The organism is Cryobacterium frigoriphilum (genome assembly GCF_004403305.1).
Classification (GTDB): Bacteria; Actinomycetota; Actinomycetes; order Actinomycetales; family Microbacteriaceae; genus Cryobacterium; species Cryobacterium frigoriphilum.
This window is the reverse complement of record NZ_SOHE01000036.1, coordinates 72,942-91,282: the sequence shown is the minus strand read 5'-3', so window position 1 is coordinate 91,282 and position 18,341 is coordinate 72,942. Positions and strand designations below refer to the sequence as shown.

At 67.3% G+C, this 18,341-nt stretch carries 17 protein-coding genes; 13 read left to right on the top strand and 4 right to left on the bottom strand.

Features of this window, described 5'->3' with window-relative positions; translation table 11 throughout:
• The first annotated feature begins 267 nt into the window (after positions 1 to 267).
• Complete coding sequence (locus E3T55_RS07800) at positions 268 to 1,077, top strand: lysophospholipid acyltransferase family protein (RefSeq protein WP_134519006.1); 810 nt, start codon at positions 268 to 270, stop codon at positions 1,075 to 1,077.
• Positions 1,078 to 1,874: 797 nt separating this feature from the next.
• On the opposite strand, the gene E3T55_RS07795 is transcribed toward E3T55_RS07800, so the two are convergent.
• Positions 1,875 to 2,459 (bottom strand): flavin reductase family protein, encoded by a 585-nt coding sequence (locus E3T55_RS07795; protein WP_134519005.1) that lies wholly within the window; start codon positions 2,457 to 2,459, stop codon positions 1,875 to 1,877.
• A gap of 128 nt (positions 2,460 to 2,587) precedes the next feature.
• Between E3T55_RS07795 and hisD the strand changes: the two genes are divergently transcribed.
• The 3 genes from hisD (at position 2,588) to E3T55_RS07780 (ending at position 5,499) form a co-directional block, all read left to right on the top strand.
• Positions 2,588 to 3,901 (top strand): histidinol dehydrogenase, encoded by a 1,314-nt coding sequence (gene hisD, locus E3T55_RS07790; RefSeq protein WP_134519022.1) that lies wholly within the window; start codon positions 2,588 to 2,590, stop codon positions 3,899 to 3,901.
• A gap of 82 nt (positions 3,902 to 3,983) precedes the next feature.
• Complete coding sequence (gene nrdR, locus E3T55_RS07785; RefSeq protein ID WP_134519004.1) at positions 3,984 to 4,451, top strand: transcriptional regulator NrdR; 468 nt, start codon at positions 3,984 to 3,986, stop codon at positions 4,449 to 4,451.
• A 22-nt stretch (positions 4,452 to 4,473) separates the two neighbouring features.
• Complete coding sequence (locus E3T55_RS07780; RefSeq protein ID WP_134519003.1) at positions 4,474 to 5,499, top strand: quinone-dependent dihydroorotate dehydrogenase; 1,026 nt, start codon at positions 4,474 to 4,476, stop codon at positions 5,497 to 5,499.
• 41 nt (positions 5,500 to 5,540) lie between these two features.
• On the opposite strand, the gene E3T55_RS07775 is transcribed toward E3T55_RS07780, so the two are convergent.
• Positions 5,541 to 6,563, bottom strand: a complete 1,023-nt coding sequence (locus E3T55_RS07775) for an App1 family protein (RefSeq protein WP_134519002.1) — start codon at positions 6,561 to 6,563, stop codon at positions 5,541 to 5,543.
• 235 nt (positions 6,564 to 6,798) lie between these two features.
• Here E3T55_RS07775 and E3T55_RS07770 point away from each other — a divergent pair, with 235 nt between their 5' ends.
• The 5 genes from E3T55_RS07770 to E3T55_RS07750 all read left to right on the top strand — a co-directional run bounded on the left by E3T55_RS07770 (position 6,799) and on the right by E3T55_RS07750 (position 10,817).
• Positions 6,799 to 7,485, top strand: a complete 687-nt coding sequence (locus E3T55_RS07770) for a TetR/AcrR family transcriptional regulator (RefSeq protein ID WP_134519001.1) — start codon at positions 6,799 to 6,801, stop codon at positions 7,483 to 7,485.
• A 95-nt stretch (positions 7,486 to 7,580) separates the two neighbouring features.
• Positions 7,581 to 8,435 (top strand): ABC transporter ATP-binding protein, encoded by an 855-nt coding sequence (locus tag E3T55_RS07765; protein WP_134519000.1) that lies wholly within the window; start codon positions 7,581 to 7,583, stop codon positions 8,433 to 8,435.
• Positions 8,432 to 9,157, top strand: coding sequence for an ABC transporter permease (locus tag E3T55_RS07760; RefSeq protein ID WP_134518999.1), 726 nt, complete (start codon positions 8,432 to 8,434; stop codon positions 9,155 to 9,157). The genes E3T55_RS07765 and E3T55_RS07760 overlap by 4 nt, the downstream gene beginning before the upstream one ends.
• A complete protein-coding gene (locus E3T55_RS07755) occupies positions 9,154 to 9,843 on the top strand; it encodes an ABC transporter permease (RefSeq protein WP_134518998.1) in 690 nt (229 codons plus the stop codon). The genes E3T55_RS07760 and E3T55_RS07755 overlap by 4 nt, the downstream gene beginning before the upstream one ends.
• 185 nt (positions 9,844 to 10,028) lie before the next feature.
• Entirely contained in the window at positions 10,029 to 10,817 is a 789-nt protein-coding gene (locus E3T55_RS07750; RefSeq protein ID WP_338145122.1) for an ABC transporter substrate-binding protein, read from the top strand.
• Between the two features lie 107 nt (positions 10,818 to 10,924).
• On the opposite strand, the gene E3T55_RS07745 is transcribed toward E3T55_RS07750, so the two are convergent.
• A complete protein-coding gene (locus E3T55_RS07745) occupies positions 10,925 to 11,899 on the bottom strand; it encodes a M56 family metallopeptidase (RefSeq protein ID WP_166791711.1) in 975 nt (324 codons plus the stop codon).
• 22 nt (positions 11,900 to 11,921) lie between these two features.
• Positions 11,922 to 12,326, bottom strand: coding sequence for a BlaI/MecI/CopY family transcriptional regulator (locus E3T55_RS07740; protein WP_134518995.1), 405 nt, complete (start codon positions 12,324 to 12,326; stop codon positions 11,922 to 11,924).
• A 126-nt stretch (positions 12,327 to 12,452) separates the two neighbouring features.
• Here E3T55_RS07740 and E3T55_RS07735 point away from each other — a divergent pair, with 126 nt between their 5' ends.
• From E3T55_RS07735 to cydC, 4 genes are read left to right on the top strand one after another with little or no spacing between them, the layout of a single operon-like run.
• Positions 12,453 to 13,865 carry a cytochrome ubiquinol oxidase subunit I gene (locus tag E3T55_RS07735; protein ID WP_134518994.1) on the top strand — a complete coding sequence of 471 codons (1,413 nt, stop codon included), beginning with the start codon at positions 12,453 to 12,455 and terminating at the stop codon, positions 13,863 to 13,865.
• A 9-nt stretch (positions 13,866 to 13,874) separates the two neighbouring features.
• Positions 13,875 to 14,900 (top strand): cytochrome d ubiquinol oxidase subunit II, encoded by a 1,026-nt coding sequence (cydB, locus tag E3T55_RS07730; RefSeq protein ID WP_134518993.1) that lies wholly within the window; start codon positions 13,875 to 13,877, stop codon positions 14,898 to 14,900.
• Positions 14,901 to 14,919: 19 nt separating this feature from the next.
• A complete protein-coding gene (gene cydD, locus E3T55_RS07725; protein ID WP_420897984.1) occupies positions 14,920 to 16,572 on the top strand; it encodes a thiol reductant ABC exporter subunit CydD in 1,653 nt (550 codons plus the stop codon).
• On the top strand, positions 16,565 to 18,325 hold the full coding sequence (gene cydC, locus E3T55_RS07720) for a thiol reductant ABC exporter subunit CydC (protein ID WP_134518991.1): 1,761 nt from the start codon (positions 16,565 to 16,567) through the stop codon (positions 18,323 to 18,325). The genes cydD and cydC overlap by 8 nt, the downstream gene beginning before the upstream one ends.
• The last annotated feature ends 16 nt before the right edge of the window (positions 18,326 to 18,341 follow it).

Here is an 18,341-nt window from a genome sequence, read left to right as displayed (position 1 = left end):
GAACGCAGTTACATTAGGTAGAACTTAGCTCCACTCGCGTCACTCAACTTCCCGGACGACCGCGTCACTCAACTTTCCTTCCCGGACGACCGCGTCACTCAACTTTCCGCGAGAGCGGGTGACATGTCGTTCTGACTTCACTGAAGCGGCGATTCACCCGCTCTCGCGGAAGCGTGCTCTTGTGCAAGGCCGCTCTCGCGGAAGGGTGGGGCCGTGGCCGGCGAAGTTGTCGGGCGGTGCGCAGCTAGGTCGTCGTACTGTGGGGGTATGAAAACCAGTTCCGGGTCGGGAGATCGACACCAGGCCGAGCCGATTTACGCCACCGCGATCGCGACCGGACGAAGCATTTTCGGTCTCTTGCGGGTGAAGCCCGGCACCACGGGGCTCGAGTGTCTGCCCGACACCGGTGGAGCGGTACTGGCCATCACCCACTTCGGCTACCTGGATTTCGCCCTCGTGGAGTGGCTGATGTGGCAGAAGAATCGCCGGCACATCCGTTTTCTGGCCAAGAAGGGCGCGTTCAGGCACCCGGTGATCGGGCGACTGCTGCGTGGCATGCGTCACATCAGCGTGGACATGACCGATGGCGCCCTCGCCTACTCGCAGGCCGTTGCGGCGCTGAGACAGGGTGAGGTGCTCGGCGTCTTTCCCGAGGGTGGCGTCAACGCCTCCTTCACGGTGCGCGCACTCAAGACCGGCGCCGTACGCATGGCGGCGGAGGCCGGCGTGCCGATCATCCCGGTCGCCGTCTGGGGCGGTCACCGCCTGCTGACCAAGAATCACAAGCCCTCCCTGCGGGATGCCTATCGCGTGCCCGTGCGCTTCGCGATCGGCAGGCCGATCCCGGTTCCGCGGCAAGCAGATGCCGCCGCCCTGACCCTCGCCCTCCACGCCAGCCTGCAGGGGCTCGTCGACGAGTTGCAGGCAACCTATCCGGCGCAGGGCCGCGGCCAATGGTGGCAGCCGGCCCACCTGGGCGGAACCGCCCCAACCCCCGAGCAGGCGGCGATCGCCGAGGCCGAACGCAAGCGCCGCAAAGCCACCGAGGCCGCAGCGACCGCCACAACCCGCGAGTGAGTACTTTTGCTCTTGCCGAGTGCGGAGAGAGTTGTGCGGCTCGCGGGATGTGCGGGGGAGGTCAGGGTTCGGGGTCGCAAGTGTGGGTTCTGGGTCGGGCGGGTATTGAGTGTCTGCGTCAATGCACGAATGGCACGCACACTTACCTCGACGCGGTGCAGCCCCCGCAAGTACCGCGCAACGACACCCCTCATCCACTCCGGCGGGAGCTGCGCGGGTCCTGCGCCGCTGCGCGGTAGGCGTGCCACCCGCGCAGCGGCGCAGCGCCCGCGCAACGAGACCCCTCATCCCCTCGGGCGGGAGCTGCGCGGGTAGTGCGCCGCTGCGCGGTAGGCGTGCCACCCGCGCAGCGGCGTATCACCCGCGTAACTCACCAGAACCCCACCCTGGCGCAGCACCCGCGTAGCGGCGCCGGTTGTCGAGCCCGTCGAGACAACCCGCGCAGCTCCCCAACGGTGCCGTGCGCAGCCCCAGCGCAATGGCGTTAGCGCCGCACAGGGTGTTGCCTGTCACTGCGCGGGTCGACAAACTCGAGGACCAGCGCCATCGCGTGGTGCCGGTGTCGGTGTCGGTGTATCGGTTGAGAGCACCGTGCCCGCACCTCATGTGCTCTTCGTAGTCCCGCGCGCCGGCAGGGAGCCGAGGTCGCGACCGGCTCGGAGGAAGAGCCCGCATCTGCGTGAGTGCGCACTGCTTGTTCTTCCCGAACCCGGGAAGAGCCGGGGAAGCGTGTTCACTCGCGGGGGCGCGCCGGGCGCCGCCGCGGGGCGGGGGTCAGCTGCGGGGGACCGCGGAGGCTAGGCCTGGTCGCGGGGGAGTTCGGCGCTCGGTACCCGGTAGCTGCGCTCGTGGTACAGCAGGGCTTCGTCGTCTGCGCCCATGCCGCCCTCCTCGATCTGCACAACCACCACGGCGTTGTTGTGCACGGAGACTCGCTCGATGATGCGGCCGACCATCCAGCTCGTGACATCGTTGATGACCGGAATCCCGTAAGGGCCCGGGTGCCAGTGCCCGCCCTCGAAGCGATGCTCACGCGGCCCCGACATGATCTCGGCCACACCGCGGTTGCGGGCGCCGAGCATGTGGATGATGACGTGGTCATTCTCGAGGATCGCGGGCCAGGCGCTGGCCGTGCGCGCCATGTTGAAGGTCGCGAGCGGGGGAACCGCCGACAGCGACGCGAGCGAGGTGGCCGTGAAGCCGACGAGTGTTCCGTCGGAGCGACGAGAGGTGACGATGGCGACCCCGGCGGCATGACGACGAAAGGCATGTTTGAACGCGGCCAGGTCGACCGGAGCGTTCGGGTCGGCCTCCAGGGGCGGCACGGGTGCGGCGGTTGCGGGGAGGGCGTCGGCGAGGCGCGATTTCGAGTTGTCGGTCATGCGGTGAGCCTCAATCGTCTGTGCTGCAGCAGGGAGGGAAGCCGCTCACGAGCGGAACCCCCTATTTCAGTAAAACCGTTCATGACCGCGGGTATTCCCGGGAACGTTCGCGGATAGGCTGAACCGTGATGATTCAGACTATTGACCTGCGCGGCACCCGACCAACTCCGGCCTCTCTCCTGGCCGCCGTGCCACGCGCCCTGACCGACGTGGCGACGGCGAGCGATGTCGCCGCCGACCTGATCAATGACGTGCGCCTGCGCGGCGAAGAGGCACTGCTCGACCAGGCCGAACGGCTCGATCACGTGCGTCCGGCCTACGTGCGGGTGCCGCTCTTTCACATCGAGGAGGCCCTCGACGGGCTCGACCCGAGCGTGCGCACCGCGATTGAGGAAACCATCCGTCGGGTGCGTCTGGCCAGTGCCGCCCAGGTGCCCGCGGGCGTGACCACGACCATCTCCGCCGGTGCCGTCGTCACCCAGCGCTGGCAGCCCGTCAGCCGCGTTGGCCTCTACGTGCCCGCGGGCAAGGCGGTCTACCCGTCCAGTGTCGTCATGAACGTTATTCCGGCGCAGGTCGCCGGTGTGGCCTCGCTCGCGCTTGCTTCGCCTGCCCAGAGCCGGTTCGACGGACGCGTGCACCCGACCATTCTCGCGGTGGCCGGGCTGCTCGGCATCGACGAGATCTACGCCATGGGCGGTGCCGGCGCGATTGGGGCCCTGGCCTACGGTGTGGCCGATATCGGCCTCGCTCCGGTGCAACTGGTCACCGGTCCCGGCAACGTCTACGTCGCAGCGGCCAAGCGCCTCATTCGCGGGCAGGCCGGCATCGACTCGGAGGCCGGCCCCACCGACATTCTCGTGATTGCCGACGACGAGGCCGACCCGCTGCTGGTGGCGGCCGATATGGTGAGCCAGGCCGAGCACGACGAGCTTGCCGCGGCCGTGCTGGTCACCGACTCCGTGAGTCTGGCCCGTCGGGTCGAGGCCCGCCTGACCGAACTCGCCGTGTCGACGACCCACAGCGAACGTGTCACGATCGCCCTGGGCGGCACCCAGTCGGCCATCGTGCTCGTCGACGACCTCACCGTCGCGGCGGCATTCAGCAACGCCTTCGGCCCCGAGCACCTTGAGATTCAGACTCAGGACCCGGATGCCGTACTCGAGCGCATCGAGAACGCCGGCGCGATTTTTCTCGGCGCGCACTCACCGGTCAGCCTCGGGGACTATGTCGCCGGGTCCAATCACGTGCTGCCGACCAACGGCCAGTCACGCTTCTCCTCCGGGCTCGGCGCCTACACCTTCCTGCGTCCGCAGCAGGTCGTGCGCTACGACCGGGATGCCCTGCACGCCGTTGCCGGCCACATCGTGGCACTTGCCCAGGCCGAGGCACTGCCCGCCCACGGCGACGCCGTCACGGCTCGGTTCGTCGACGAGGCCTGAGCCGCGTTTTCGGCCTGACCTCCTGTGCGCCGGCACCGGTGGGGCGGATGCCGGGTGTCGCGGGCGCTAGGCTGTCAACACCATGTTCTGCCCGTTCTGTCGCCACCCCGATTCCCGAGTCATCGACTCGCGCACGAGCGACGACGGACTTTCCATCCGTCGTCGTCGTCAGTGCCCGGAGTGCGGTCGCCGCTTCAGCACGACCGAGACCGCGAGCCTGAACATCATCAAGCGCAGCGGTGTGGTCGAGCCCTTCAGCCGGGAGAAGATCGTCGCCGGCGTGCGCAAGGCCTGTCAGGGCCGACCGGTGACCGACTCCGATCTGGCCCTGCTGGCGCAAAAAGTCGAGGAAACCATTCGGCAGACCGGTGCCTCACAGGTTGAGGCGAATGACATCGGACTGGCGATTCTGCCGCCGCTGCGCGAGCTTGACACGGTCGCCTACCTGCGCTTCGCGAGTGTCTACCAGGCCTTCGATTCCCTCGAAGACTTCGAAGCGGCCATCGCGCGCCTGCGCGCGTCCCAGGGCGACGCGTCGGCGTCGCTGTAGTCCGCCCTACCCACCGGACCTTATGTATCCCCTCTTCTTCTCTCTCGTGCTGTCCCGCCTCGACCCGGAACGCGCCCATCACCTGGCCTTCTCCGTCATTCGGCGCCTTCCGGCGCTCGGGGTCGGGCGGGGCGTCAATCGCTTCACCCGGCCAGACCCCCGACTCGAAGTGATGACCCTGGGCCTGCGCTTCGCGTCGCCGTTCGGCGTGGCGGCCGGTTTCGACAAAGATGGTGAAGCCGTGTTGGGCCTCGGCCAGCTCGGCTTCGGCCACGTCGAGGTCGGCACCATCACCGCGCTGGCGCAGCCGGGCAACGCGAAGCCGCGCCTCTTTCGGCTCATCGCCGACCGCGCCGTGATCAACCGGATGGGCTTCAACAACCGGGGTGCGGCATCCGCTCGCCTGCGGCTGACCGAACTGCGCACCGCCCGTCGTCGACCGGTGCTCGGCATCAACATCGGCAAGAGCCGGGTGACCGCCGTCGACGACGCCACCGCCGACTACCTCGACAGCACCCGGCTGCTGGCGCCGCTGGCCGATTACCTCGTGGTGAACGTCAGTTCGCCCAACACTCCGGGCCTGCGCGGGCTGCAGGAGATCGATCGCCTCGCCCCGCTGCTGCGCGCCGTCAAGGCGGCCGCCGGCGGCACGCCGCTGCTCGTGAAAATCGCCCCCGACCTGAGCGATGAGGAGGTCACGCGGGTGGCGCGCCTCGCCGTGGAACTCGGCCTCGACGGCATCAGCGCCACGAATACGACGCTTTCACGTGCGGGGCTCGCGACGGATGCCGCGATCGTCACGGCCGCCGGTGCCGGCGGGCTCTCGGGGGCGCCGCTGCATGACCGGTCCCTGGCCGTGCTGCGACTCATTCGCGCGGTCGTGCCGCGAGAATTCTGTGTCATCTCGGTCGGCGGTGTCGAAACCGCCGAACAGGTGGCCGAGCGCCTGCACGCCGGCGCAACCCTGGTTCAGGGCTATACGGCCTTTCTCTATCGCGGTCCGCTCTGGGCACGCCAGATCAACCGGGGCCTCGCCCGCCTGCTGTAGCGCAGCGTGCCGCGCTGGCGCGCCCGGGGACTAACGGAGAGTCAGAGCAGACCGTGTTCCGCGAGCTGGTTGGCGAGGCTCGAACCGTCGGGCCCGTAGACCCAGGGTGTGTCGGCGGTGCCGGCGACGGATGCCTGTGAGCGACCACCCGCCAGTACGGCCTCGCTCGGTGACAGCTGGCGAATCGCGACGGCCGCGACGCTGCCGGGAAATTCCTGCTGGAACTCACTGTAGATCGTCTCGTCATGCTGGCCATCGTCGCCGATCAGGATCCAGCTCATGTCGGGAAACTCCTGGGCGAGGCGGCGCAGGTTCTCGCGCTTGTGCTCTTTGCCGCTGCGAAACAGCCGGTCGTGGGTCGGGCCCCAGTCCGTGAGCAGCAGCGCGCCGGCCGGGTACAGGTTGCGGGACAGAAACCGCGACAGGGTCGGGGCGACGTTCCAGGCGCCGGTTGACAGGTAGATCACTGGTGAGCCCGGCGTCGCCGCGGCCAGGCGTTCGAGCAGTACCGCCATTCCTGGGGTCGGCACGCGAGCGTGCTCATCGAGCACGAACGTGTTCCAGGCGGCGAGCAGCGGGCGGGGGAGCGTGGTGACCATCACGGTGTCGTCGACGTCAGAGACGATGCCGTGGCGCACGGCGGGGGCGACGACGAGGATGGGGGCGTCCTGCACCGCGGAAGACTCGGCGGAGAGCCGCGCCGTGTGCCAGCCTGGTGCCAGGTGTACGGGCACCACGGTGTCGACGACTCCGCCGCGGTCGGCCCGCACGAGGTGGGTCTGGCCGTCGATTTCGATGGTCACCATGACGTTTTTCACGGGAACGCTCGTGAAGCTGCGCCAGCCCCGAATTCCGGCGTCGCGGCCGTCGCTGCGGGGGCGTTTGGTGCGCACGGTCTTGCCGGGCTTCGCGGGTTTGGCCAAAAGCACACGGCAGAGGATGCGCACCCATCCGGTGGACCCGTAGCCCGAGAAGGGAATGACCGTCGCGCGGTGGCCACGCTTGCGTGCGAAAGTCTCGCGCCGTTCGTGCAGCCAATCCTCGATGCGAGCGGCACGGTGCATCAGGCGGGCGGGATTGAGCGCGGTCGACAGACTGTCCGGGGCCGCGCCATCGGGGCCCGCGCTATCAGGGGCCGCACGGTCTGGGGCCGTACTGTCTGGAAACATATTGTCGCGGGACTCTGGCACTCCTCCAGTCTGCCATGTGAGCCCGGCTTGCGGCGCAGCGCATCCGCTCGTGTGTTAATACATGCGTGAAGCACCGTAGGATAGTGAATTAACTTCAAGGAGGACATTCGTGTCGCTAGCCGGTCTATTCGATGTTGATTCTGCAGCCACGGGGCAGCAGGTGCGCGCCGAGCCGATTCAACGACGAAGCGCCGAGCGCCTGTCCACCCTGCTCGATGCGGCGGCCGAGGCGGTCGATGCCGTGGGGTTCGATCGAATCACGACCGCGATGATTGCCGAACGCGCGGGGGCGTCGATCGGTACCGTCTACCGCTATTACCCCGATCGGGTCGCGGTGCTTCAGGCCCTGCACGAGCGCACCGTATTGCGTTTTCGCCAGCGTGTCGTCGAGGAATTTGAGGCGAGCCCCCCGGCGTCCTGGTGGGACGTGGTGGACTGCGCGGTGACCGCGTTCGTCGGCCTGTACCGTTCGGAACCGGGTTTTCGCATCATGCAGTTCGCTGACCGAGAACGAGCGAATGCCGCCGAGGGCGTCAACGTCGAGTCGGGGTTCTTCGCAACGCGGCTCGCGATCGTGCTCGCGGACCGTTTCGGCCTGCCCGACGAGCCGCAACTGATCTTTCGCGTCGAGATAGCCGTCGAGATGGCCAATTCCCTGCTCTGCCGGGCCTTTCTCAACGATCCCCTGGGCGATGACCGCTTCATCGACGAGTGCCGGCGCGTCGTGCATGACTACCTCGCGAGCTTTTACGGGGCGGCCGTCGCCGTGCCGGTCGCGCCGCCCATCGCCGTTTAACGTCGCTCGGACAAAATCGCCAATCCGACTTGGCAAGGGTTCCGAATAGTGATTGGGTTGTTGATCCGACCCCACTGAAGGAATGAGCCCTGGATATGATCGAGTTCCGTTCAGTGACGAAGCGGTTCACCACGGACGTGGTCGCCGTTGACGACTTCAGTCTGGTGCTGCCCAGCCGCAAGATCACGGTGCTCGTGGGGTCATCCGGCTCCGGCAAGACGACGCTGCTGCGCATGATCAACCGTATGGTCGACCCGACCAGCGGGTCGATCGAGATTGACGGTGTAGACGTTGCCAGCCTGGAACCCGTGAAACTGCGCCGCAGCATCGGCTATGTCATGCAGAATTCGGGGCTGCTGCCGCACCGCAAGGTCGTCGACAACGTCGCAACGGTTCCCCTGCTGCGCGGGGTTCCGCGCAAGCAGGCCCGGCGCGAGGCGCTCGAACTGCTCGATACCGTCGGCCTCAGCCGCACCCTCGCCGACCGGTATCCCAGCCAGCTGTCAGGCGGCCAGCAGCAGCGCGTGGGTGTCGCGCGCGGCCTCGCCGTCAACCCCAACATCCTGCTGATGGACGAACCCTTCGGTGCCGTGGACCCGATCGTGCGGGCCGAGCTGCAGCAGGAGTTGCTGCGGCTGCAACAGGAGCTGGACAAGACCGTCGTCTTCGTCACGCACGACATCGATGAAGCCTTTCTGCTCGGCGACCAGGTCGTCATCCTGCGCACCGGGGGACTCGTGGCCCAAATTGGCTCACCGACCGAGATCCTCGCACGTCCCGCCGACGAATTCGTCGCGAGCTTCGTGGGTGCTGACCGAGGCAAGAGGGCTCTTCACCTCGAGAACCACGGCGGCGGCGAACTCGTCGTCGACAGTGAGGGCCGGCTGGCCGGAGTCCTGACCCGCGATACCGAATCCGGCGCCGCTGCACAGGGCAGGGCCGGCCGGTGAGCTGGATCTGGTCGAATGGTGATCTGATCTGGGATCGCACCCTCGACCACCTGGTGCTCAGCGTGCCGCCGATCATCTTGAGCTTTCTGCTGGCCGTGCCGCTCGGTGCCCTCGCCAACCGCTATCGGGCCAGCCGCGGGGCGATTCTCTCGTCCGTGGGCCTGCTCTATGCCATTCCTTCGCTGCCGCTGTTCATCGTCTTGCCCGTGATCGTGGGCACGAGCGCCCGTTCGCCCCTCAACCTGATCATTGCGCTGACCCTCTACGGCGTCGCCCTGATGGTGCGCGTGGTAGCGGATGGCCTCGCCTCGGTTGATCCGGACGTGCGCCAGTCGGCCGCGGGCGTGGGCTTCTCCAGCTGGTCAGAATTCTGGCAGGTCGAGTTGCCCCTGGCCGGACCGGTGCTGCTGGCCGGCCTGCGCGTGGTCGCCGTGAGCACGGTCAGCCTCGCCACGGTCGGGGCGGTGATCGGCGTGCAGAGCCTCGGCAGCCTCTTCACCGACGGTTTTCAGCGCGGCATCCAGGCCGAGATCATCGCGGGCATCGTCGCCACGGTCGTGCTCGCGCTGGTCCTGGACGGCGCCCTCGTGCTTCTCGGACGACTGCTCATGCCTTGGACCCGTAAGTCCAGCTCCCGGGTTATGCTCCCGCTCACCCCGACCCCGCTCACCCCGACCCCGCTCACCCCGACGACCACGCCGACGACGCCGGTGACTCGATGAACCTGCTCATCGAGTCGATCCAGTGGATTTTAGACCCGCAGAACTACGTCGGGGGCAACGCGATTCCGTTACGCGTGCTCGAGCATCTGGGGTTCACCGTGGCGACGCTGCTGATCGCCTCCGCCGTCGCCATTCCGGCCGGCTTCTTCATCGGGCATACCGGGCGTGGGCGTGGCCTCGCGGTCTCCATTTCGGGGGCGTTCCGGGCGATTCCCACGCTCGGGCTCCTGACCCTCGTGGCCTTGTCGATCGGAATCGGTCTCGGGGCGCCCTATGTCGCGCTGACGATCCTGGCCATCCCGCCGATTCTCGCCGGGGCCTACACCGGGTTTGAGGCCATCGACCGCCGCACCATCGACGCGGCCAGAGCCGTCGGCATGTCGGAGGGCCAGATCGTGCGTGGCGTGGAACTGCCGCTCGGGCTGCCGCTCCTGATCGGCGGCATCCGCTCGGCGGCACTGCAGGTCATCTCAACGGCCACCCTCGCGGCCTACCTCGCCGATTTCGGGCTCGGACGTTACCTGTTCACCGGACTCAAGACCCGCGACTACGCCGAAATGCTCGGCGGTTCGATACTCGTAATTCTGCTGGCCCTCGCGCTCGAGGGAATTTTCGCTACGATCCAAAGGTTCGTGGTACCACGCGGTGTTGTTTCGAGCCGCTCCAGAGTTGTTCGGGTGCGGTAATCACGCCGCTCCCGAAGATGGATTCCGCCATCGAGGAAGGAATATTTTCTATGTTCACAGCAAACAAAGGCCGGCTCGCGCTTTTCGGCGTGGTCGCGGTTGGGGCCGTCATAGCCCTTGCAGGGTGTGCAACCGGTGATCCCCTGGCGACAGACTCGGGAGATTCCGCGGGCGAGACGCTCGTGGTGAGCTCGTCAAACTATTACTCCAACGAGATTCTGGCCGAGATCTACTCGCAGGCCCTCGAAGAGGGTGGCTATACCGTCGACCGTCAGTTCAAGATCGGCGAGCGTGAGGTCTACCTCAGCGACATCGAAGCCGGCGGCATCGATGTCTTCCCGGAATACACCGGCAGCCTGCTGCAGGCGCTGGAGCCCGACGCGGCCGGCGGAAGCGCCGACGAGGTCTACACGGAGCTTGAGGGCGTTCTGCCCGATGGCCTGGCGCTGCTCGATCGGGCTGAAGCCTCGGACCAGAACTCGTGGACCGTCTCGAAGGACTTTGCAGAGCAGTACGACCTGACCGACATCGCCTCGCTTGCCTCCGTCCCCGAACCCATTCAGGTGGGCGGAAACTCCGAGCTCGAGTCGCGCCCCTATGGCCCCAGCACCCTGACCGAGATGTACGGCATCGCGATCGCGGGATTCACCCCGGTCGAGGACGGCGGCGGCCCGTTGACGGTGAAGGCCCTCCAGGATGGCGATATTCAGATCGCCAATATCTACACGGCCAGCCCGGCCTTTGCCGAGGGTAACCTCGTTGCCCTCGACGACCCCGACAACCTGTTCTTTCCGGACAACGTCGTGCCCGTCGTCTCCGACAAGGTTGATGAGGGTGCCGCTGACATTCTCAACACCGTGAGTGCCGCACTGTCCGCGGATGTTCTGGTCGAGCTCAATGCCAAGAGCTCCAACGATCAGGAATCGGCCGACAAGATCGCGACCGACTGGCTCGCCGAGGCCAACCTGTTCTAAACCACCACGCACACTGATGGCCGCGGCCCCGCATCTGCGGGACCGCGGCCATCAGTGTGCCAGACGACCGGTAGGGCGGTCGACGCTCACCGGCTTCCGGCGCGGTCTCAGGCGGCGAACAGCAGCAGGGCGGGCGTCACCAGCAGCGAAGCGGATGCCGCGAGCACTCCCGCGCGCATGCCCGGGTGCAGCGGCGGCTGCGCGATGACGAGTCGTCGCACCCGGGGTTCGACCCGGTTGGCGGGGCTTCCCGGCGCGGGGCCGACGGTGGTGCGCCCCGGGGCCGGCCGGGGGGCATCCGCTCGCGCGCCAACCGGTGAGACGGTGCTCGTGTGCGCCGAGGCCACGAGGGCGATCGCGGTGGCCAGCACGCGGTCGTCGACCACGCGGCGGGCCTGGTCGTCGGCGAGCAGCTCCACGAGCAGTGCGACGGCGGTTTCGGCGCGGTTGGCGATGGGAAACCACGGCAGCGCGCTGTGCCACGATTTGAAGGCCAACAGCACGAGGTGATGCTTCTGCTGCAGGTGAGCACGCTCGTGGGCGATGACACCGCGCAGCTGCGGGGCATCGAGAATACGCAGCAGCCCGTTCGAGAGCACGGTGGCCGATTCCGCCCCGCCCGGCAGACAGTAGGCTACCGGGGCGGCGTGATCGATGACGCGCAGGCCGGGCCGACCCTGCAGCGGATCACTCAGCAGTCCGATGAGGTGCAGGTGGCGCCGGCGCTGGCGCTCCGCGCTGACAAACGTCGACGTGAGGTTGAGCAGCAGGTGCACGGTGAGGATCGCCGCGCCCGACAGGGCCAGACCGTGCGTGAACAGGGTGTCGGGCGGCAGGGAAGCTCCCGCGAGATACTGCCCCAGTTCGAGGGTGCCGCGGAACACCGAATCGCCGAACGGAACGAGCCCGAAGGTGAGCAGCGAACCGATCATCGACACCCCGCCGGCGAGGGCGATCGACTGCCAGAGCACGAGTGCTACCCCCGGTGCCCGCGTGGGCCAGTCGGCCCTGGCCAGAAGAATGGGCGCCGGTGCCGCCAGAATGAGCGCGATCACCGCGAGAACGGCGGCGGCGGCGGTCACCGGGCTACGACGATCCGGCTGGTCACTCCTGCACGGTTGACAGCGATTCCGGGGCCGCCGCCGCGCCGAGCAGCTGGCGCATGGTCTCGGCCTCCTGGGGGCTGACATCCCCGATAAACCGGGCCAGAACGGCCGTGCGGTCGGGCACCGTGCCGAGTACCTGGTGCATGAGCTCGGCCGTGTGATCGGCCCGGGACATGGCGTAGGTGTAGACGTGGGGCCGGTTGCTGCGGTCGCGTGAGACGAAGCCCTTGATCTCGAGGCGCGAGAGCACGGTGAGAATCGTGGTCGTGGCGAGGGGTTTCTTGGCGGTAGCGGATGTCGTGGGGTCGAGTAAGAGATCCCGCAGCTCATTCGCCGACAGCGGCCCGGTCGAATCCCAGAGGATGTCCATGATCAACCGTTCCAAAACACCCAAACTTCCCATGAAATTAACTTTACGCCGTTCTCCTGTGTTTTCTACGCGATGTAGAAGAGTAATGTTCTACACGTCGTAGAAATAGCACGTGCACAGAGATGGCACGGGCACAGAAACGTTATTGCTGGAGGGCACATGAACGAGTGGCTGGATCCTTTACTCCTGTCGCGGTGGCAATTCGGTCTCACGACCATTTACCACTTCTTCTTTGTTCCGCTCACGATCGGCCTCGCGCTGACCGTGGCCATCTTTCAAACGGCCTGGTACCGCACCGATAAGGCCAAGTACCTGCAGCTGACCCACTTCTTCGGGAAGATCTTTCTGATCAACTTCGCCATGGGCGTCGTCACCGGAATCGTGCAGGAGTTCCAGTTCGGCATGAACTGGTCGGACTACTCCCGCTTCGTCGGCGACGTCTTCGGTGCGCCGCTCGCCTTCGAGGGAATCACGGCCTTCTTCCTCGAGGCCACCTTCATCGGCCTGTGGATCTTCGGCTGGGACAAGCTCCCGCGTGGCCTGCACCTCGCCACGATCTGGCTCACGGCCATCGGCTCGACGGCATCCGCCTACTTCATCCTCGCCGCGAACGCCTTCATGCAGAACCCGGTCGCCTACCAGATGAACGAGGAGAAGGGTCGGGCCGAGCTGACCAGCATTGGTGAGCTGCTGACCAACCCGATCGCTCTTGCGTCATTCCCGCACACGATCTTCGCCTGCTTCATGGTCTCGGCCGGTCTCATCATCTCGGTCGCCGCCTGGCACCTCTCCCGCAACCAGCACCTCGAAACCATGCGCCCGGCGCTGAAATTCGGCCTCTGGATGATGGTCATCGCGGGCATCGCCACGACGCTCGCCGGCGACCAGCTGGGCCTCGTCATGGTCGAAGCTCAGCCCATGAAGATGGCCGCCGCCGAGGCGCTATACACCACAGCGACCGGTGCGAATGCATCATTCTCGGTCTTCACGCTCGGTACCCCCGACGGCGTCAGCGAGTTGTTCTCGGTGCGCATTCCCTACCTGCTCTCGTTCCTGTCGACCCACACCTTCGACGGCACCGTCGAGGGCATCAACAACCTGCAGGCCGAATACGTCGCGACCTACGGCCCCGGCGACTACACCCCCACGATCTGGATCACCTACTGGTCGTTCCGCTGGATGATCGGCCTGGGCCTCGCCCACATGCTGGTCGCCGTGGTGGGCCTCTGGGCCACCCGCAAGGGACGCCTGCCGCGAGCACAGTGGATGTGGAAGGTCGCCATCTGGAGCTTCCCGTTCTCGCTGCTGGCCATGAGCGTCGGCTGGGTCTTCACCGAGATGGGTCGCCAGCCCTGGATCGTCTTCGGCCTCATGCGCACCCAGGACGGCGTATCCCCTGGCGTGAGCGGCGTCGAGATTCTGATTTCGCTCATCGCCTTCACGCTGCTCTACGGCACCCTCGCCGTGGTCGAATTCCGTCTCATCCTTCGTGCCGTTCAGAAGGGCCCGGACGATGCTCCGGCGGTCGATTCTGAGTCCGGCGAAATCAAACAGACCACAACGGTCTACTAGGAGCCCCCGATGGAACTCTCTACGATCTGGTTCTGGATCATCGCCTTCATGTTCATCGGGTACTTCGTGCTCGACGGTTTCGACTTCGGCGTGGGCATGTCGCTCCCGTTCCTCGGCAAGGACGACGTCGACCGGCGCGTTCTCATCAACACCATCGGCCCGGTCTGGGACCTCAACGAAACCTGGCTGATCGTCGCCGGCGCCATGCTCTTCGCGGCTTTCCCCGAGTGGTACGCCACCATGTTCAGCGGCTTCTACCTGCCCCTGCTGCTCATCCTGCTGGCGCTCATCGCCCGCGGTGTGTCGTTCGAATACCGGCACCAGCGCCCGGGATCCGAGTGGAAGAAGTGGTTCGACGGCATGATCGTGGTCGGTTCGGCCGTTCCCGCCCTGCTCTGGGGGGTGGCGTTCGCCAACGTCGTTCGCGGCGTACCACTCGACGCCGACTTCAACTACATCGGCACGTTCTTTGACCTGCTGAACCCCTACGCGCTGCTCGGCGGCGTCACGACCCTGATGCTGTTCTTCACTCACGGCGTCGTGTTCGTCTCGCTCAAGACGGTCGGCGACATCCGGCTGCGGGCCCGCAAGCTCGCCGTGCGCTCTGGCCTCGTCACGATCGTGGTCGCCGCGTCCTTCCTGGTCTGGACGACCTTCGCCTATGGCACGCTGGCATCCGCTATCTTCGCCGCGGTCGCCGCCGTGACGCTGATCGCCTCGTTCTTCGCAAACCTGCGCGGCATGGAGCGGTCGGCGTTTGCCCTGATGGCCGTCACGATCGGCCTCGCCGTGCTGACCCTGTTCGCGTCGCTGTTCCCCGACGTGATGCCGGCCAGCAACGATGTGGCCAACAGCCTGACCATCGAGAACGCATCATCCACCCCGTACACGCTCATGGTCATGACCTGGACGGCCGTGATTGCCGCTCCGGTGATCTTGTTCTACCAGGGCTTCACCTACTGGGTCTTCCGCAAGCGCATCGGTCGCAGCCACATCGAAGACCACGAACTCGCTCCCGAGGTCGCCGTACACTAGGCGCCGTAGAATGAAGGCCGTGCGCCCACTAGATCCTCGACTGCTTCGATACGCCTCCGCCGCCAGAATATTTTTGGTCGGCGGAGCCGTGTTGGGGCTGCTGCAAACCCTGACCGTGATCGCTTTCGCCTGGTTCCTGAGCCAATCCATCGTCGGCGCCCTCGAAGGCCTTTCGGTGCCCGAGCTCTCGGGGCTGATTCTGGGCCTCGCCATCACGATCGTGGTGCGGATGCTGCTGGTCTGGCTGCTCGAGGTCGCCTCCAGTCGGGGCGCAGCCCAGGTCAAGAGCCAGCTGCGCACCCGGGTGTTGGGCGCACTGGCCCGCCGGGGCCCTGACTGGGTGGCCGGCCAGCAGAGCGCCCGGCTGTCGACCGTCGTGACGTCGGGACTCGACGCCCTCGACAACTACTTTGCCCGCTATCTGCCGCAGTTGCTGCTCACGATGATCGCCACGCCGATTCTCATCGCGGTCATGTTCTGGCAGGATGCGGCGAGCGGAATTACCGTTCTCATCGTGCTCCCGCTCATTCCGGTCTTCATGATTCTCATCGGCAAGGCCACCCAGGTCGTGCAGCGCCAGCAATGGGAGGCCCTGCAGCGCCTCAGCACCGGATTTCTCGACCTCGTCGGCGGCCTCGGTACGCTCAAGATCTTCGGCCGCGAAGGCCGTCAGGGCGCGCGGCTGCGCACCATCACGGAGGATTATCGGGCACGCACCATGAAGGTGCTGAGGGTGTCCTTTCTGAGCGGTTTCGTGCTCGAACTCGCGGCCAGCCTCTCGGTCGCCCTGATCGCCGTCTCCGTCGGGCTCCGCCTGGTCGAGGGCGAGCTGGCCCTCTCGGTCGGGCTGTTCGTGCTGCTGCTGGCCCCCGAGGCCTTTCTGCCCCTGCGTCAGGTGGGCGCGCAGTTCCATGCGGCCGCCGACGGTCTCGCCGCCGCCGAGGAGGTCTTCACGATCCTCGATGATCATGATCATGATCACGACCCCGTCGCACAGCGTGCACCGGCCGATCCGGAGGCGCCGCGTGGCGGTGCGCTTCGGCTCAGCGGCGTGTCCGTTGCCCGCGGCCAAGCGGATGCCCCTCCTCCCCTCGATGCGCAGTTTGAACCGGGCGAGCTGAGCGTCATCAGCGGCCCGAGCGGGGTCGGCAAGTCGAGCCTCGTGGCGGCCCTGCAGGGTTTTGTCGCCTTCGAGGGCGCGATCAGCCTCGGCGACCTCCCCATCACGGCACGCGACCGGCGCGACTGGCTGGCTTGGGCCGGGCAGCGTCCTGGCCTGTTTGCGGGCACGATCGAGAGCAATGTGACGCTGGGGGAGGCATCCGTCGTCGAACGTGACGCCGGCGCGCTCGCCCTGGCCCTCGACTGGGCCGGAGCGAGCGAACTCGACCCGTTTACCGCGCTCGGCGTGAACGGTGACGGGCTCTCCGGTGGACAGGCGCAGCGCGTCGCCGTCGCCCGTGCCATTTACCGCAGCCGGGAACGCGGATGCCACGTGGTGATTTGCGACGAACCGAGCTCGGCCCTCGACGCGGTCGCCGAAGCTGCCCTCATCGCCGGCCTGCGCCGGCTCACCGCGGAAGGACGCATCGTCATCGTTGTCAGTCACCGGCCGGCATTCATCGCCGCCGCCGATCAGGTTCTCGAGCTGCGGGAGGCGAGCCTTGTCTGAGGCCACGCGCTCCGGGGCCAATCGGGCAGGGTCCGCTCACCCGAGACGCGCAATTCTGCGCCTCGCCCAGCCGCCGGCCCGGCGTTTTCTGCCCGGACTGGCCGCCGGCCTCACGAGCGCCCTGATGGCCGTGCTGCTGCTCGCCTGTTCGGCCTGGCTGATCACCCGCGCGGCGGAGATGCCGCCGATCCTGTTCCTGGGCATGGCGGTCGTCGGTGTGCGGGCCTTTGCGCTCGGCCGTTCGGCGTTTCGCTACCTGGAACGTCTGCTGAGCCACGACGCGGCCTTCGCCCAGCTCGCGCAACTGCGGGTCGGTGTGTTCGAGCGAATCGTGCCGCTCGCCCCAGCCGCCCTGACCGACACCCGCCGCGGTGACCTGCTGAGCCGCCTGGTGCGTGACGTCGACGACCTGCAGGACCTGCCCCTGCGTGTCGTGCAGCCGCTCGTGATCGCCGGGCTCACGGCCGCGCTCAGCGTCGCCGGTGTCTGGTACCTGCTGCCGAGTGCCGGCCTCACCCTGCTCATCAGCCTTCTCCTCGCGGGGGTGCTCGGAACTCTCATCACCGGTGTTCTCTCGGCCCGTTCGGAACGTCTGCTCGCCCCGCTGCGCGGCGAACTGGCCAACGAGGTTCTCGAGGTCGTCGAGAACCTCGACGTGCTGACCGCGTTCGGCGCCCTCGACGACCGGCTGGCCTCGCTGGCCCGTGCCGACGACCGCCTGCGCCGCGCCGCGCTGCGCCGATCTCTCGGCGTCGGGGTGCAGACGGGGGTGACGTCGCTGTTCGCGGGCGCGGCGACCCTCGCAGCCCTCGTCTGGGGCGCGCCCCAACTCGGCACACCCGGGACGCTGGTCAACGGCATCCTCGTCGGGGAGATCGGTCTCACCGGCCCCGCGCTCGTCGTGGCCGTGCTGGTGCCGATGGCGGTCTTCGAGGTGTTCGGCATGGTGCCGCTCGCCGTGAGCGCCTGGCGCCAGGTACGCACGAGCGCCGAACGCGTGGCCACGGCCGTGCCGGATATCGTGCCCGCGGAGATCCCCCGCGAACCGACGGTCGACGAGAACAACGCGACCTCGATCGCCGGCTCGCCGGCACCCGTTCTTGAGCTGTCCGGGGCCGGGGCGTCCTGGCCGGGTGCCGTGCGCCCGGCCTATGCCGACGTCTCGCTGCGCCTGGCGCCCGGGGACCGGGTGCACCTCGCCGGGCCGAGCGGCGCGGGCAAGACCACGCTCGCCCAGACTCTCGTGCGCTTTCTCGAGTACACCGGCTCGTACACCCTGGGCGGGGTCGAGGCGCGCACCCTGTCCCCGGCCGCCGTTCGTCGGGTGGTTGGGTTGTGCGAGCAGCGCCCGTGGTTGTTCGACGACAGCATCCGCCAGAACTTGCTGTTCGCGCGGGAAACGGCGACGGATGCGGACTTGCTGGCCGTGCTCGACCGGGTCGGCCTCGCCGAATGGACTGAGGCACGAGGCGGGCTCGACGCCCGGGTGGGGGAGCGCGGCGCGCTCGTCTCCGGCGGGCAGGCCCAGCGTATTGCGCTGGCGCGCGCCCTGCTGGCTGATTTTCCGATCCTGATCATCGATGAGCCCACCGCGAACGTGGACGCCGACCGCGGCGACCGGCTCGTGCGCGATATTCTCACCCTCGCGGCGACCGACGGGCGTGCGGTGCTGCTGATCTCACACACACCCGTGCCCGAAGAGCTCATCACGAGCCGCGTGACCCTGTTTCCGTTCGCGGCCATCCACGCCTGATGCCACTGGCGACGGC